The sequence below is a fragment of the Myxococcus faecalis genome (assembly GCF_050039385.1).
Lineage (GTDB): Bacteria > Myxococcota > Myxococcia > Myxococcales > Myxococcaceae > Myxococcus > Myxococcus fulvus.
On sequence record NZ_CP144336.1, the window covers coordinates 5039209 to 5052524 of the forward strand.

14 protein-coding genes are annotated in these 13316 nt (G+C 71.0%); 12 read left to right on the top strand and 2 right to left on the bottom strand.

The window, feature by feature from the left end; all coding sequences use genetic code 11:
- The first annotated feature begins 24 nt into the window (after positions 1–24).
- From VZQ01_RS20165 to VZQ01_RS20180, 4 genes are all read left to right on the top strand, one after another.
- A complete protein-coding gene (locus VZQ01_RS20165; protein WP_141333031.1) occupies positions 25–612 on the top strand; it encodes a Fis family transcriptional regulator in 588 nt (195 codons plus the stop codon).
- A gap of 89 nt (positions 613–701) precedes the next feature.
- Positions 702–1238, top strand: a complete 537-nt coding sequence (locus VZQ01_RS20170; RefSeq protein ID WP_267698579.1) for an O-acetyl-ADP-ribose deacetylase — start codon at positions 702–704, stop codon at positions 1236–1238.
- A gap of 55 nt (positions 1239–1293) precedes the next feature.
- Complete coding sequence (locus tag VZQ01_RS20175) at positions 1294–1773, top strand: hypothetical protein (protein WP_141332586.1); 480 nt, start codon at positions 1294–1296, stop codon at positions 1771–1773.
- Positions 1774–1916: 143 nt separating this feature from the next.
- Positions 1917–2372 carry a hypothetical protein gene (locus VZQ01_RS20180; RefSeq protein WP_194869542.1) on the top strand — a complete coding sequence of 152 codons (456 nt, stop codon included), beginning with the start codon at positions 1917–1919 and terminating at the stop codon, positions 2370–2372.
- An 847-nt stretch (positions 2373–3219) separates the two neighbouring features.
- Here the strand turns inward: VZQ01_RS20180 and VZQ01_RS20185 are convergent.
- Positions 3220–3879, bottom strand: coding sequence for an SCO family protein (locus VZQ01_RS20185; protein WP_223750979.1), 660 nt, complete (start codon positions 3877–3879; stop codon positions 3220–3222).
- A 539-nt stretch (positions 3880–4418) separates the two neighbouring features.
- Between VZQ01_RS20185 and VZQ01_RS20190 the strand changes: the two genes are divergently transcribed.
- Genes VZQ01_RS20190 through VZQ01_RS20210 form a run of 5 tightly spaced genes read left to right on the top strand, consistent with a single transcriptional unit; the run spans position 4419 to position 8725 of the window.
- Positions 4419–4682: a hypothetical protein gene (locus VZQ01_RS20190; RefSeq protein WP_267698577.1), complete on the top strand. Its 264-nt coding sequence runs from the start codon at positions 4419–4421 to the stop codon at positions 4680–4682.
- Positions 4679–5482 carry a cytochrome c oxidase subunit II gene (locus VZQ01_RS20195; protein WP_426748714.1) on the top strand — a complete coding sequence of 268 codons (804 nt, stop codon included), beginning with the start codon at positions 4679–4681 and terminating at the stop codon, positions 5480–5482. Before VZQ01_RS20190 ends, VZQ01_RS20195 begins: the two co-directional genes overlap by 4 nt.
- A complete protein-coding gene (locus tag VZQ01_RS20200) occupies positions 5479–7200 on the top strand; it encodes a cytochrome c oxidase subunit I (protein WP_426748715.1) in 1722 nt (573 codons plus the stop codon). The genes VZQ01_RS20195 and VZQ01_RS20200 overlap by 4 nt, the downstream gene beginning before the upstream one ends.
- On the top strand, positions 7197–7748 hold the full coding sequence (locus VZQ01_RS20205; protein ID WP_223784160.1) for a cytochrome c oxidase subunit 3: 552 nt from the start codon (positions 7197–7199) through the stop codon (positions 7746–7748). Before VZQ01_RS20200 ends, VZQ01_RS20205 begins: the two co-directional genes overlap by 4 nt.
- Complete coding sequence (locus tag VZQ01_RS20210) at positions 7745–8725, top strand: c-type cytochrome (RefSeq protein WP_426748716.1); 981 nt, start codon at positions 7745–7747, stop codon at positions 8723–8725. Before VZQ01_RS20205 ends, VZQ01_RS20210 begins: the two co-directional genes overlap by 4 nt.
- A gap of 53 nt (positions 8726–8778) precedes the next feature.
- On the opposite strand, the gene VZQ01_RS20215 is transcribed toward VZQ01_RS20210, so the two are convergent.
- Positions 8779–9174 (bottom strand): hypothetical protein, encoded by a 396-nt coding sequence (locus VZQ01_RS20215; RefSeq protein ID WP_426748717.1) that lies wholly within the window; start codon positions 9172–9174, stop codon positions 8779–8781.
- Positions 9175–9511: 337 nt separating this feature from the next.
- On the opposite strand from VZQ01_RS20215, the gene VZQ01_RS20220 reads away from it, so the two are divergent.
- The 3 genes from VZQ01_RS20220 to VZQ01_RS20230 all read left to right on the top strand — a co-directional run bounded on the left by VZQ01_RS20220 (position 9512) and on the right by VZQ01_RS20230 (position 13308).
- Positions 9512–11140 (top strand): GAF domain-containing sensor histidine kinase, encoded by a 1629-nt coding sequence (locus tag VZQ01_RS20220; RefSeq protein WP_426748718.1) that lies wholly within the window; start codon positions 9512–9514, stop codon positions 11138–11140.
- 157 nt (positions 11141–11297) lie between these two features.
- The gene (locus tag VZQ01_RS20225; protein WP_426748719.1) at positions 11298–12746 is read left to right on the top strand and encodes a hypothetical protein; all 1449 of its coding nucleotides are present in this window, start codon (positions 11298–11300) and stop codon (positions 12744–12746) included.
- Positions 12747–12882: 136 nt separating this feature from the next.
- Entirely contained in the window at positions 12883–13308 is a 426-nt protein-coding gene (locus tag VZQ01_RS20230; protein WP_141332492.1) for a nuclear transport factor 2 family protein, read from the top strand.
- Positions 13309–13316: the final 8 nt, after the last annotated feature.

Consider the following 13316-nt stretch of genomic DNA (forward strand, 5'->3'; position numbering starts at 1 on the left):
CTTCAGGCAGCAGGGGGTTTGCCGGTGACGCTCAGCGGTTACCGAGAAGAAGAGCTCGTCTGCAATCGTGCCTCGCTCATCATCCACGGAGGCACGGAGGAGGAGCGACGCAGCTGGGCCCAGGAGGCCGCGCGCAGCTTCGACGTGGAGCTGGTGGAGGTGCGGCAGGCCGCGGACCTGGCCAACGCGCTCCGCCAGCGCAACGGCGTGGTGTTCATCCCGGACGCGGTGAAGCTGGGGCGCGAGGCGCAGGGGCTCATCCTGCGCTGCCTGCAGATGCAGGAGGAGCGGCCCAAGGTGGTGGTGGGCGTGTCGGGCGCGGCGGACGCGGCGCTCGCGCGCGGCACCCTGCGCGAGGACCTGCACTACCGGCTGCATCAGGCGCAGGTGGACCTCCAGAAGGAGGGCCTGCGGGATTTGCTGCGTCGGCGCTGGGCGCTCCAGGCCGAGCAGCTCGCGGTGAAGGCCGCCGCCGCCCGCGCCGCCGAGGAGAAGGCCCGCGCCGCCGCCGAGGCCCGCCGCCCCGGCACGGTGACGCGCACCTTCCCCAAGGCGCGCAAGCCCGTGTCGAGCACGCGCAAGTCGGCGCCTCGCAACGCCTCGCCGCGCTGAGGACCCGTGCTCCCGGCCCGCCGCGCCTCGAGTCAGGCGCGGTCGCCGGAGGCGTCGTCCGTGGCCCACCCGTGGCAAGAGGAGAGGCCATGACCCTGGAGCTCATCCGAGGTGACATCACCCGCGTCGACGCGGACGCCATCGTCAACGCGGCGAACAGCGCGCTCTTGGGCGGAGGCGGCGTGGACGGCGCCATCCACCGCGCGGCCGGGCCGGAGCTGTTGGCCGAGTGCCGCCTGCTGCATGGCTGCCCCACGGGCCAGGCGAAGCTGACGAAGGGCTACCGGTTGCCCGCCCGCCACGTCATCCACACGGTGGGGCCCGTCTGGGGCGGGGGGGCTCGGGGCGAGGAGGCCACGCTCGCGCGGTGCTACAAGAGCGTCTTCGCCCTGGTGGAGCAGCACGGCCTGCGCTCGGTGGCGTTCCCGTCCATCTCCACGGGCGTGTATCGCTTCCCCATCGAGCGGGCGTCGCTCATCGCGCTCCGGGAAATCCGGGCGGCGCTCGGGCGGCTGCCCCAGCTGGAGAAGGTGACGGTGGTGCTCTTCTCCCAGGCGGACCTGGAGACCTACCAGCGAGCCCTCACGGCGCTGTCGTCAGGGGGAGGCGGGGGCGAGAATGTGTGAACGAGAAAAACTGGGCTAGAGTTTCGCCCACGTCCTTTCTTCGTCGGAGCATCACATGTCTCAGGATAACGCCCCCGCCAAGCCCAAGCGCGGGCTCAAGCGGCCCATCGAGGTCGTTCGCGCCGAGCTGCTGAACGACGCGGACACCAAGAAGATCGCCAAGGCTGTCGGCATGAAGCTGGAGGACTACGTCGAGCTGGTCCTCAAGTACGCGCAGGACAAGGACCTGGAGCCGGAGCTCAACATCGTCCCCGACGAGGAGCTCAAGAAGAACGGCATCACCCCGGTGACCTCCGATGAGGCCGCGGATCTGCTCATCCGGGGCATGAAGGGCGAGCTGCCCGGGTCGGCGCCGGACTTCGACAACTCCAAGTTCGAGAAGTCCACCCCGGGCACCGCGGGCAAGCCCTCCCTGAACGCGGACGCGCCTCCGTCGACGACGACCCAGGCTCCCTCCACGGGGGGGAACCAGGACGCCGCGGCCCGGCAGGCGATGTTGGATCAGATCAAGCGGGGCGGTGGTGGCAGGGCCTGAGGTCCTGCCCCGGGGGGCGGAAGTCCGGAGAAATTCTCACGGAAATTCTGGCGGAAACTATTCAGCCGCCCTGTCGAGAATCACTTCGAGTCTTCCTTCTCCCAAAAAACTTCCGCGTCCCCCGCGAACTTTGAGGTGTCACCATGGGCCTGTTCGACAAGCTGAACCCCGCGAAGCTGTTCCAGAACGTCATCAAGACCGTTGGCACCGCGGCGGAGAAGGTCGGCGGCATCGCCGGTGGCATCGCGAAGTTCGGTGAGAAGCTCCTGGGCTTCCTGAAGAAGCCGGCCTCGGAGATCATCGAGCCCATCACCAACAAGATCAGCGAGCAGATCAACAAGATCCCCTACGTGGGCAAGTTCCTGGCCCCGGTGGTGGACGGCCTGCTGAAGCAGGGCGTGACGTCGCTGGTCGGCGAGGGCCCCATCGGCGGCATCGGCGCGCTGGCGAAGGCCACCTCGAAGATCGAGGACGTGACCAAGGTCGCCGAGCAGGTTCGCGCTGGCGCCGAGAAGGTGGGCGCGTGGACGGACAACGTCCTCGGCCAGCAGAACGTGCAGAACATCATCGCGCAGCGCCACGCCGCCTTCATCGAGTAAGGCACCTCGCGCCCCTGGCGCGATGAGGTGGCAAGCCAGAGGGCCGGTCCTCCGCCAACGCGGGGCCGGCCCTTCGGCTTTGCGGGGCATGTGACGAGGGCCGGTCCTCCGAGAGAGGACTGGCCCTTCGGTTTGTGGGCATGCGACGAGGGCCGGTCCTCCGAGAGAGGTGACGGCCCTTCGGTTTGTGGACAGGTGACGAGGGTGGGTCCTCCGCCAACGCGGGGCCGGCCCGTCGGCTTTGTGGGCATGCGACGAGGGCCGCACCTCCGAGAGGGAGGCGCTGGCCCTTCGGCTTTGCTGTGCTTGCGAGAGGCTGGTCCTCCGAGCGAGAGGCGCCGCCCTTCGGTTCGTGGGCATGCGACGAGGGCCGCACCTCCGAGAGGGAGGCGCTGGCCCTTCGGCTTTGCTGTGCCTGCGAGAGGCTGGTCCTCCGAGCGAGAGGAGCCGGCCCTTCGGTTTGTGGGCATGCGACGAGGGCCGGTCCTCCGCCACGCGGGGCCGGCCCTTCGGCTTCACGGGGTGGAGACGGGAGCGGGTCCCGCGCAGGAGGCGGGGCCCGTCCTGGGTCCATGCGGAGCGCGGCCTGCGCTTCGGACGGGCCGATACCCGCGAGGGTCGAGCTGTCGCTCGGGCTCGGCTCACGCGGCAGGGCGGGCCGGATGATCCTCATTCCTCGAGAATCGGGAGCCCGAAGTCATACTGTGAGTGATTGAGTCCACCCGGCTCGCGAGGCCAGGTGATTCGTGGCGTGGCCGGAGGGGAGCGGCGAACTGGCGGCCTCACACGCGCGATGGGAGCGCCGCTCCGCGGATCAATCATCCCGGATCCACGGGCCCCGCTCGCCTCACGCCTCTTCGCGCATCAGCCGCTTCACGTCGACGAGGAGCCGGTCCGTCGAGTCGCTGTCGGCGCTGTCGTAGTACCCGCGAATCTCCCCCTTCGAGTCCACGAGGACGAAGTGGGAGCCGTGGAAGATGGAGGTCAGGTCATCCTCGGGGGCGCCGGCCTCGCGGCCCATGCTGACCTTGAAGCCCTGGACGATGACGTCCTGGAGGACGGCGTAGTCGCCAGTGAGGAAGCTCCAGCGGGCGAAGTTGGCGCCGTGCGTCTGGCCGTACTCGGCGAGGCGCTCGGGGGTGTCGTACTTCGGGTCGACGGAGAAGGAGACGAGCTGGAGGCCCGTGCCGTGGGCGTCGGTGCTCTTCTGCACGTGCGCCATCTTCCGGGTGAACGCGGGGCAGATGGTGGGGCAGCGGGTGAAGATGAAGTTGGCGATGTAGGGGTGCCCGCGGAGCTGGGCATTGCCGAAGGGCTGTCCGTCCTGCCGGGTGAACGAGAAGTCGGGGAGGGTGCCGAGCCGGGGCAGCGGCTCGCTGCTTCCGCGCACCAGGGACAGGCCCAGGGCGGCGGTGAGTCCCAGGGCGATGACGGCCAGGCCGGCCCAGAAGGCGGGGCGCTGGGTGAGACGGGCCTGGGGGAGCGCGAGGGGCGATTCGGCGGACATGGGCCTGGGACTAACGAAAGGCCTGGGAGCGCACAAGCGCCGAGGTGTCGCAGGGGCCAACCCGCCTACTCGCGAGGTGTAGCCGGTGGCAGGTCACCCCGGTGGGCAGCCGAGCCCAGGGGGCCTCGGCTTGAGACGGTCACTCCCGCGTGCTAGCCGGGAGGGCGGTGATGAACGGTGAGCGCTCCAACCAGGGTCGACGAGCCGCATCCCGCCTCCCGGGAGCGGGCAGAGGCATCTTCGTCCGGTCCGAGGCTCGACCGGCGTGCTGCCCCGAGGACGGCTGGGTCGACGAGTTCCCCCGAACAAACGCAACCGCGCCACGCTCAATCCCCAGAGGAGGCCGAGGCCACGAGCCTCCTCGAGGCGCCTCTGCGCGCCCGTCGCTCGCCCCAACCTGGGAGGACTGCCGGGACGATGAGTCCTTCCGAGATGCCACCGCGCCTCTGGCTTTCCACCCGACGCCCGAGGAAGGCCGAGGCGGCGAGTCCCCTCGAGGCGGCTGGCGCCGGTGGACCGCCCGGTCTTCGATGTCGGGCATGAAGCCCTCACGGAGCACCACGTCTCGTCGATGTGTCGCGAGCCAGGCGCACGCCGCCGCGGCCCTCGCGCTGGCACTCCTGGCCCTGCTGCCCGTGGAGGCCTGGGCCTGCGCGACGTGCTCGCTCAGGGAGCCGGAGTCCGCGGTGCGCTCGGTGCTGCTCGTGGTGGGCTTGATGCTCACGCCCTTCGTGGTCCTGGGCGTGGGCGTGTGGGCCGTGCGTCGCGCCAGCCGTGAGGACACCCGGAAGGACCCGACATGAGCACCCCCGTCGAAGGGTCCGCCCCTGTCTCGACGGACACGGAAGCGCCCTCCGGGCTGAAGACCCTCGCGTTGCCCGAGAACGCGAGCACCCACGGCCCTCGCATCGACGCGCTGCTCGGGTGGAGTCACCGCTTCGAGGCGGGCCTCGCGGCGATTGCGCTCGGATGGATGCTCATCGCGGTGTGGCGCTTCCGGGGCGCGAAGCGCGCGGCCTCGGACGGAGGCACCAAGCGCTCCATCGCCTTCGTCCTCGGCCTGGCGCTGACCACGTTCCTCATCGTGGACGGGACGCTGCTGGTGGGCTCGGAGGGCTACCTGCGGGACGTGCTGTGGAACCTCCAGGTCCCCGCCGAGGACCCGCGCACGGTGCGCATCGAAATCAACGCGCACCAGTGGTCCTGGGAGGCGCGCTACGCGGGCGAGGACGGCCGCTTCAACACGCCCGATGACGTGGTGACGTGGAACGACCTGCGGGTCCCCGCCGGCGTCCCCGTCTGGGTGCAGCTCGTCTCCACGGACGTGGTGCACGGCTTCTCGTTGCCGCACTTCCGCGTGAAGGTGGACGCGATTCCAGGCCGCGTGAACCAGACCTGGTTCCAGGCCGAGCGCGAGGGCACGTGGGAGGTGGCCTGCTACCAGCACTGCGGCACCAGCCACTACCGGATGCGCGGTGAGCTGCGCGCCCTGTCCTCGGAGGCGTACGCCGCGTGGCTGCGCGAAGCGGGGCGACAGGCGCTCCAGGCGTACGACGCGGACGACGTCGCGGCCCACTGGGGCTGGGACTGGAGGACGCCGTGAGCGTCGACCACAAGCAGGTGGCCCGGCGCTACCTGTGGAGCGGGCTGGGCTTCCTCCTCCTGGGCGGACTGCTGGCGCTGCTCATCCGCTGGCAGTGGGCGTGGCCGGGGCAGCCCGTGCCTGGGCTCGCGTGGGCGCTGCCCGAGTCCCGAGGCGCGCTGACGCCGCCCACGTACACCTCCGTCTTCACCATGCACGGCCTGGTGATGATCTTCTTCGCGGTGACGCCGCTGCTCTTCGGCGCGCTGGGGCACTTCGTGTTGCCCCTGGCCATCGGCGCGCGGAGGCTCGCGTTCCCCCGGCTGTCGACGCTGGGCTTCTGGGTCTACGCGCTGGGCGGAGCCCTCGTGCTCCTCTCGTTCGCGGTGCGGCTGGGGCCCGCGAGCGCGGGGTGGACGGCCTACCCTCCGCTGTCGACCACCGCGTTCACCCCGGGCCTGGGCCAGACGTTGGTGACGGTGGCGGTGTTGTGCGCGGGTGTCTCGGCCTTCACGTACGGGCTGAACTTCGTCGTCACGGTGGCGCGATGCCGAGCGCCCGGGATGACCTGGGGCCGACTGCCGCTCACCGTGTGGGGCCTGTTCTTCGCGTCGGTGTTGAACGTGCTCTTCGTGCCGGTGCTGGCGGCCGCCACCGTGTTGCTGTTGATGGACCGGTTGCTGGGGACACAGTTCTTCATCGCGGGCGCGGCGGCGGTGGGCGGCGGCGGGGACCCGGTGGTGTACCAGCACCTGTTCTGGCTGTTCGGCCACCCGGAGGTCTACATCCTCATCCTGCCCGCGTGGGGCATGGTGGGGGACCTGGTGTCCTTCTTCAGCCGCAAGCCCGCTCACGGCTATCGCCTGACGGCGGGGGCCATGGGCGTGGTGTCCGCGCTGAGCGGGCTGGTCTACGCGCACCACCTCTTCACCAGCGGGATGTCGCCCTTGTTGGGGCGCACGTTCATGGTGTTGACGCTGCTCATCTCGCTGCCGGCGGAGGTGATGTTCCTCAACTGGCTGATGACGCTGTGGCGCGGCAGCGTGCGGCTGACCTCGCCGATGCTCGCGGCGCTCTCGACGATGGGGGTGTTCGGACTGGGCGGAATCACCGGGCTCGCGCTGGGAGCGGTGGCCACGGACGTGCCCCTGCACGGGACGCTGTGGGTGGTGGGGCACTTCCACCTGACCATGGGCGCGGCCAGCTTCCTGGGGGTCTTCGCGGGGCTGTACTTCTGGTTCCCCAAGATGTTCGGGCGACAGCTTCACGAAGGGCTCGCGAAGGCGCACGTGGTGTCGAGCGCGGTGCTGTTCCTCGGGGTCTTCGGCGGACAGCTCGCGGCGGGCTACGCGGGACAGCTGCGCCGGCTCTATGACCCGTACCAGTACACGTACCTGAAGCACCTGCTGCCGCTGAACCAGTGGACCACGGCGTGCGCGTTCCTGCTCGGGGCCGCGCAGGTGTTGTTCGTCGTGAACCTGGTGTGGACGCTCTGGCGCGGGCGCGTGGCGGACGCGAACCCGTGGCAGGTGGGCACGCTCGAGTGGACGTGCGCGGCCAGCCCTCCGAGCGACGAGAACTTCGAGCAGCTCCCCGTCGTGCTGCGCGGGCCACATGCCCTGTCCCAGCCGGAGGTGCTGGAGCAGCTGGGCCGCGACTGGGTGGGACAGGCGGAGGCGCTGCCCGCGGAGTCTCCAGCCATCAGCAGCCCGCTGCCCCTCCTGGAGCGCACGTCATGAGCCCGCGGCCCGAAGCGGACACCCGGGCCGAGGCCACACAGTGGCTCGGCACGGTGCTGGGCCTGTCCGCGTGGGCGATGTTCTTCGCGGCGCTCGTGTTCGCGGTGGGCTGGTACCGGATGCGCGAGGCGTGGCCGTCGCCGCGGGTGCCCACGTGGGGTCTGGGCCTCACGGGGCTCCTGCTCGTCGCGGGGAGCGCGGCCCTGCACCTGGGCTCACGCCGCGAGGGCCCTCGTCCCCTGTGGGCAACTTGGGGAGTGTGGGCCGCGGGGCTCGGGTTCCTCGTGCTCCAGGCGATGTGGATGCACCGGGCCTGGTGGACCGAGCACCTGCGCATCCCCGAGAGCGGCGTGTCCGCGTCGGCCTTCCATGGCCTCACCGCGCTGCACGCGCTGCACGTGCTCGCGGTGGAGGTCGGGCTCTTCGCCTGCTGCTGGCGTCATCTGCGCGGAGCGGACGTGCGAGCCTCGTGGCGGACCTGGGCCCTGGGCTGGCACTTCGTGACGGTGACGTGGGTGTTCCTCTTCATCGCGGTGTACCTCCCATGACCTCTCGTGTGCTGTCGGCCCTGCTGCTCCTGGTGTCGCTCGCGGGGTGTCGCTCGAAGAGCTCGCCCACGTTCGAGCCCCTGAAGCTCGCCGACGGCCGCGTCCTCTCCGCGGAGACGCTGGTGCGTGGGCACTCGGTGTACGCGTACTACTGCGCCTCCTGTCACGGAGCGCAGGGCGACGGACAGGGCCCGGCGGGACGGGGCATGCGGCCCGTGCCTCGCAGCTTCCGTCAGGGACTGTTCAAGTTCGGCGGCGTCTCCGTCGGAGAGCTGCCCACGGACGAGGCGCTGAAGCGCACGCTGCGACGAGGGCTCCATGGCACGCCGATGTTCGCGTGGGACGTGCCCGACGCGGACCTCGACGCGGTGGTGCAATACCTCAAGACCTTCAGCCCTCGCTGGAAGGAAGAGGCTCCGGGCAAGCCGCTGGAGATGTCACCCGACCCATGGCGAGGCCGTGAAGCGGAGGCCATCGAGCGGGGCCGCGTCGCCTACCACGTGTCGGGCGCGGGCAACGCGGGCTGCGCCAGCTGTCACGTCGCGTACCTTCCGCGCGCGGAGCTCGCCGCGTTGATGAAGAAGGCCTCGGGTCGCGCCGTGGACCTGTCCAAGGTGGACCCCTACACCGCGCAGGTCCGTGAGTCCGACCACCCCGTGGAGGTGGACGCGAACGGCGAGCCCACGCGCACGCAGAAAGTGCTCCCGCCAGACTTCCTCTTCCAGCCCCTGCGCACTATCTGGCCCGTGGGAGAAACCATCGAAGGCGCGCCGTACACTCCCGAGCGTCAGCGCGAGGACCTCTACCGGGTCATCGCGGCGGGCGTGGGCGGCGCGGCCATGCCGACGTGGAAGGGAGCCATTCCCGAGGAGAACCTGTGGGCGCTCGCGTACTACGTGCAGACGCTGGTGGTGCTGCGCGACACGGACGAGGCCGCTGTGCTGAGGGCGCGGCTGCGCGGCTCCACGATGAACTGAAGAGGAGGCCACGCCCGCTCGGGCCCACGCGCGTGCTCCGCGCGCGGGAGGCTTCAGGTCCCCGCCACGTCGTCACCCCGCGCCAGGGCATGGCTGCCGCCGCCCTCGTTGGTCCAGACATCCTGGTCCAGCAGGTGGTTCCTCCAGGTGGAGGGCGCGGGGGCGGAGACACCCCGCGTCGTGCCCCCGAAATCCAGCAACCGCAAGAGGTTCTCCTGAGGGGTGATGCGATAGGAGAACCAGAGCCCGCCGAGCTCCACGAGGTGCTCGCCCGCGTCCAGGCCGGCGATGTCACTGCGGCTCGGCCCCCCGTCCACGGCGGAGTATCTCCGGGGCGCCAGCTCCGCCATCGCCAGCAGATGCAGCGCGACGGCCATGCGCATCTCATTGGGCAGTTGCCAGTATGCGTGGTGGAGATGGAGCGGGATGTCGACCGTGTACGAAGGCATGGCGGACCTCGGGCGGCCCGCCGCGCGACTCGCGAGAAGGACAGCTTGAAAGGGGAAGGTTGAGCTTCTTGAGGATGGACACGGAGGCGGCCGCGGACATGGAGCGGCGGGCCACTCGCCCGCCGAGGGGGCTCGGGGATGGGTCCTCGGTCCTCGGGGCGGGATGCCCTCCCCCACTCGGGCACCCGTCGCGACCTCCCCGGGGCGTGTATGCCAGCGAACGGTGGTCCGCGGGCCCGGCGCTCTCCCCGCTCACCTCCGGGAGGCCCAGGCCTTATCCCCTCTCCAGGAATGCACGGGATGGCGTCTCCGTGCGGCAGAACGATGGGGCCACACGATGAACCGCATCGCTGACATCATCCACCGGCACTACGACGCCATCGTCCGGCTGTGGACCGAGGAGGCGACCCGGGCCGCCTCCGCCCGAGACCTGGACGCCCCCGAGCTCAAGAACATCATGCCGACCTATCTGGCCTCGCTCGCGGAGGACGCGAAGGCGCCGGCCACCACCTTCGCTGAGCGGCGCAAGTACGTGGAGGGCCATGTGGCCGCGCGACTCCGCCAGGGGTTCCACGTCGCGGAGGTCGTCGAGGAGTTCGCGCTCCTGGGCAGGTGCATCTCCAGGATGTGGGCCGAGGCCCCGCCCCAGGCGCGGCCCGACGTCGAGGACGTCGAGCGGCTGCTCGGTGAGCTGCATGCGGCCTCGGCGAGCGTCATCGCGCTGTTCAGCGAGCACATGCGGGAGGATGAGCAGGCGGAGAAGCGCTACCTGCGGCTCATCCAGAAGGTGGCCAACGAGGCCCTGGAGGTGGACGCCGCCTCCCTCCAGGAGCGATTGAGGGAGGTCCTCGAGCTCATCATGGAGGCGCTGGGGGGACAGGGCGCGGCCCTGCTCTTGAAGGAGACCCCGCTCCCCGGTCTTGGCACGGTGGTCTCCACGGGCGTGGCGATGGAGGCCCTCGCGCGATACGCGACCACTCGAGGCGTCGTGGACGAGGACCCCGGCTCGGGCGAGGAGGCGGAGGCCACGCCGATGGCGGTGAGCGAGGACCTGCGGCGCGAGGGGCTCTCCTCGTTGCTGGGAATCCGGCTGGCCACGCACTACGCCCTGAGGGGCGTGCTGTACGTCGGCGCCGCCGCGTCGCGCGACTTCACGGCCCGGGAGCGGAGGCGGCTCGAGTCCCTGGGCGAGCGGCTCACCATCCACCTGGACAACGCGAAGCTGTACGCGGACCTGCAGACGAAGGTCGACACCCTGCAGGAGGAGCGGGTGCTCCGGGAGCGCTTCGTCTCCGTCCTGGCCCATGACCTGCGGGGGCCGCTGTCGGCGGCGAAGGTGGCGGCGCAGTTGCTCCTGCGCCGGCCGGAGATGATGGAGGAGCGGCGGGACCTGGCCCGGCGCATCGACCAGAACATCGAGCGCACGGACCGCATGGTGCGGGACCTGCTCGACGCCAACCGCCTGCGCGCCGGGGAGCAGCTCTCGCTCCAGTTCGCGCCGTGCGACCTGCGGGCCATCGCCCGGGAGGTCATCGAGGAGCTGAGCACCATCCACGGCGAGCGCTTCCTCCTCGTGGCCGAGGCGCCCGTCGAGGGCTTCTGGAGCGAGGACGAGCTGCGCCGGGCACTCTGGAACCTGACCAGCAACGCGGTGAAGTACGGCGCGAGCGACTCCCCCGTCACCCTCACCGTCGCGCGGACGGCTTCAGGCGCGAGGGTCTCCGTCCACAACGAGGGCCGGGTCCTCTCCCAGTCCGACCAGGACCTGCTCTTCAAGCCGTTCTCGAGGACGCGCTCCGCGCGCGAGGGGCCCTCGAAGGGCTGGGGCCTGGGGCTGACCCTGGTCTGGGGCTGTGCCCAGGCCCATGGTGGACGGGTGAGCATCGAGAGCGGGGATCGCACCGGGACGACCTTCACGCTGGAGCTGCCGCTCGACTCCCGGGCCGTCGCCGCCGTGGTCGCCTGACTCGCGCCGACCTCGCGCGCGAGGACGTCCGTGCCGGGAGATTTCACGTCCGGAACTGGCGATGGCGTGAGGCGCCGAGGGCCCGCGCGCCGCTCGGAGTGGACCCTGGTGTGCCCGGTGCAGTGCGGCCGGAGGTCCCCTTTGCGGAAGCGAGCGCATGTCCCGAATCGACACAGCAGGCAGCAACGCCCTGGCCCTCGACCTGGTCCCTGACGAGGTGCCCACGCCGGCGCGGCCCCCTCCTCATCCCCCCACCCCGGCCGCCCGTGAGCGCAACGCGGTGCAGCCGTTCAAGGAACCCACCTCGAAGTCCCCGTCCCCTCCGCAGCCAGGGAGCACGTCCCGGGACACCGGCCCCACCGTGTCGGCCGGAGAGCTGACGGCGCTGGGCGGCAGGCTCCGGGCCCGGAGCGCGGAGGTCCCCGCGGACGTCTACCCGGACCTCCAGGCGAGGCTGACGCGCAGCCTCGGCGACTGGACGGTCAGCGACGCGGACGTGCGCACGGTGCACACGCTCTTGGGACAGCTCCCGCCGGAGGGCTACCGCGCCACCCTGGAGCGGATGGAGCGCGAGGGCCTCTTGAAGACCCTCCTGGCCGAGCAGACCCCCGAGGCGCGTGCGTCCTTCCTGGAGCAGGCCCACGCCAAGGGCATGCTCCAGCGGCTCGCGGGGGAGCCCGCGTCGGGGCCGCTGGGCTACCCGGGCAGACCCGCCTTCTTCCGTCACGACGTGGCCCTGCCAGACTCGCTGCGGCAGGCCGTGAGCGAGCACGCCGTCACCGCGGGCAGGACGTACCTGGCCGACCACGCCGCCTACCTCGGCCGCTACGTCCAGGCCGTCGAGCAGGCCCAGGGCCTCCCCGAGCTGCGCAAGCTGGGCCCGCCCCGGGAGGCGCGGCTGTCGGACTCGATGCTGGGGCTGTCGCGCGAGGACCCCCGGCGGGAGGCGCTCGCGAAGGAGTGGCGCCTGGCGGTGGGCACCGCGGGGTCCACGGGCTGGGTCTACCAGGCCATCAATGCCCGTCAGCGCGAGCTGCTCGGCGAGCGCCCCGGCGGCACCTTCTCCCTGAATGGCAAGGCGGAGCTGCAGCACGACCACCTCCTCGTGGGCGGCGAGGCACGGCTCGACTCGCGGGGCCGCGTGGACCTGAAGTCCTCGGGCGGCGTGGCGCTCAAGGGCGGACCCGTGGGGCTGGAGGTGACACGCGACTCGAAGGGCCAGCTCCAGTCGGAGGTGAAGGTGGACCTGGGCCTGTTCTCGGTGAGCCACTCCTCGGACGGCGACCTCAAGCTGTCCGTCGGCGTGGGCAAGCACGCGGGCAGCTACAGCAAGCTGAACCTGAGGGAGGCGGAGTTCGGCGGGGGCGTCTTCGTCGACGTGAAGGGACAGGGCAACAAGGCCGAGCTGCGGCTGGGCTACGAGATGAAGGGCCTCACGGCGAAGCGCGCGACGCAGGCCGTGGACCGCCAGCACGTGGGCCTCTTCGACACGCCGCCGGAGCTGGCGCGGGGAGTGGCCTGGGAGGCGCTCCCCGAGTCGAGGCGTGAACGCTACCTGCGCAACGGCTGGAACCGCGAGGAGTGGTCCCGGGCCCGGGGCACCTGAGTGCCTGGACAGCGTGCTGACCGGAGCTCCCCCGTCGCACCGGAGGGCAGGCGGGAGGGGGAGGCACCCGGGATGGCGCATGCGCAGTCTCCTTCCATGGGCCCCCTTCCACCCAGGGGCGAGCGAGGACACGCGCATGGCGACGGAGCGAGCGCAGCGGTTCGTGGAGGCACTGTCGAGCCTGGAGGAGGACGGCGACCTGGAGGCGCTCGTCGCGCTCTTCAGCGACGATGCCCATGTGAGCAACCTGGCCTCTTCCCGGGTGTTCAAGGGGAAGCAGGGCGCGCGTCAGTTCTGGCGCGAGTACAAGGCCACGCTGCGCCAGGTGAAGTCGTCCTTCCGGAACATGATTGAGGCGGGGGACCGGGTGGCGCTCGAGTGGGAGTCCCATGGCACCGCGCAGAACGGCGCGGCCGTGGCCTACGAGGGCGTCTCCATCCTGGAGTGGGATGGCGAGCACATCCGCCGCTTCTACGCGTACTTCGACCCGCACGCGCTGGGGGAGGAGCTGGCGCACGGCACCGCGCAGCGCTCCCAGGTGCCCTCCACCGCTCCGGCGTGAGCGGGCCT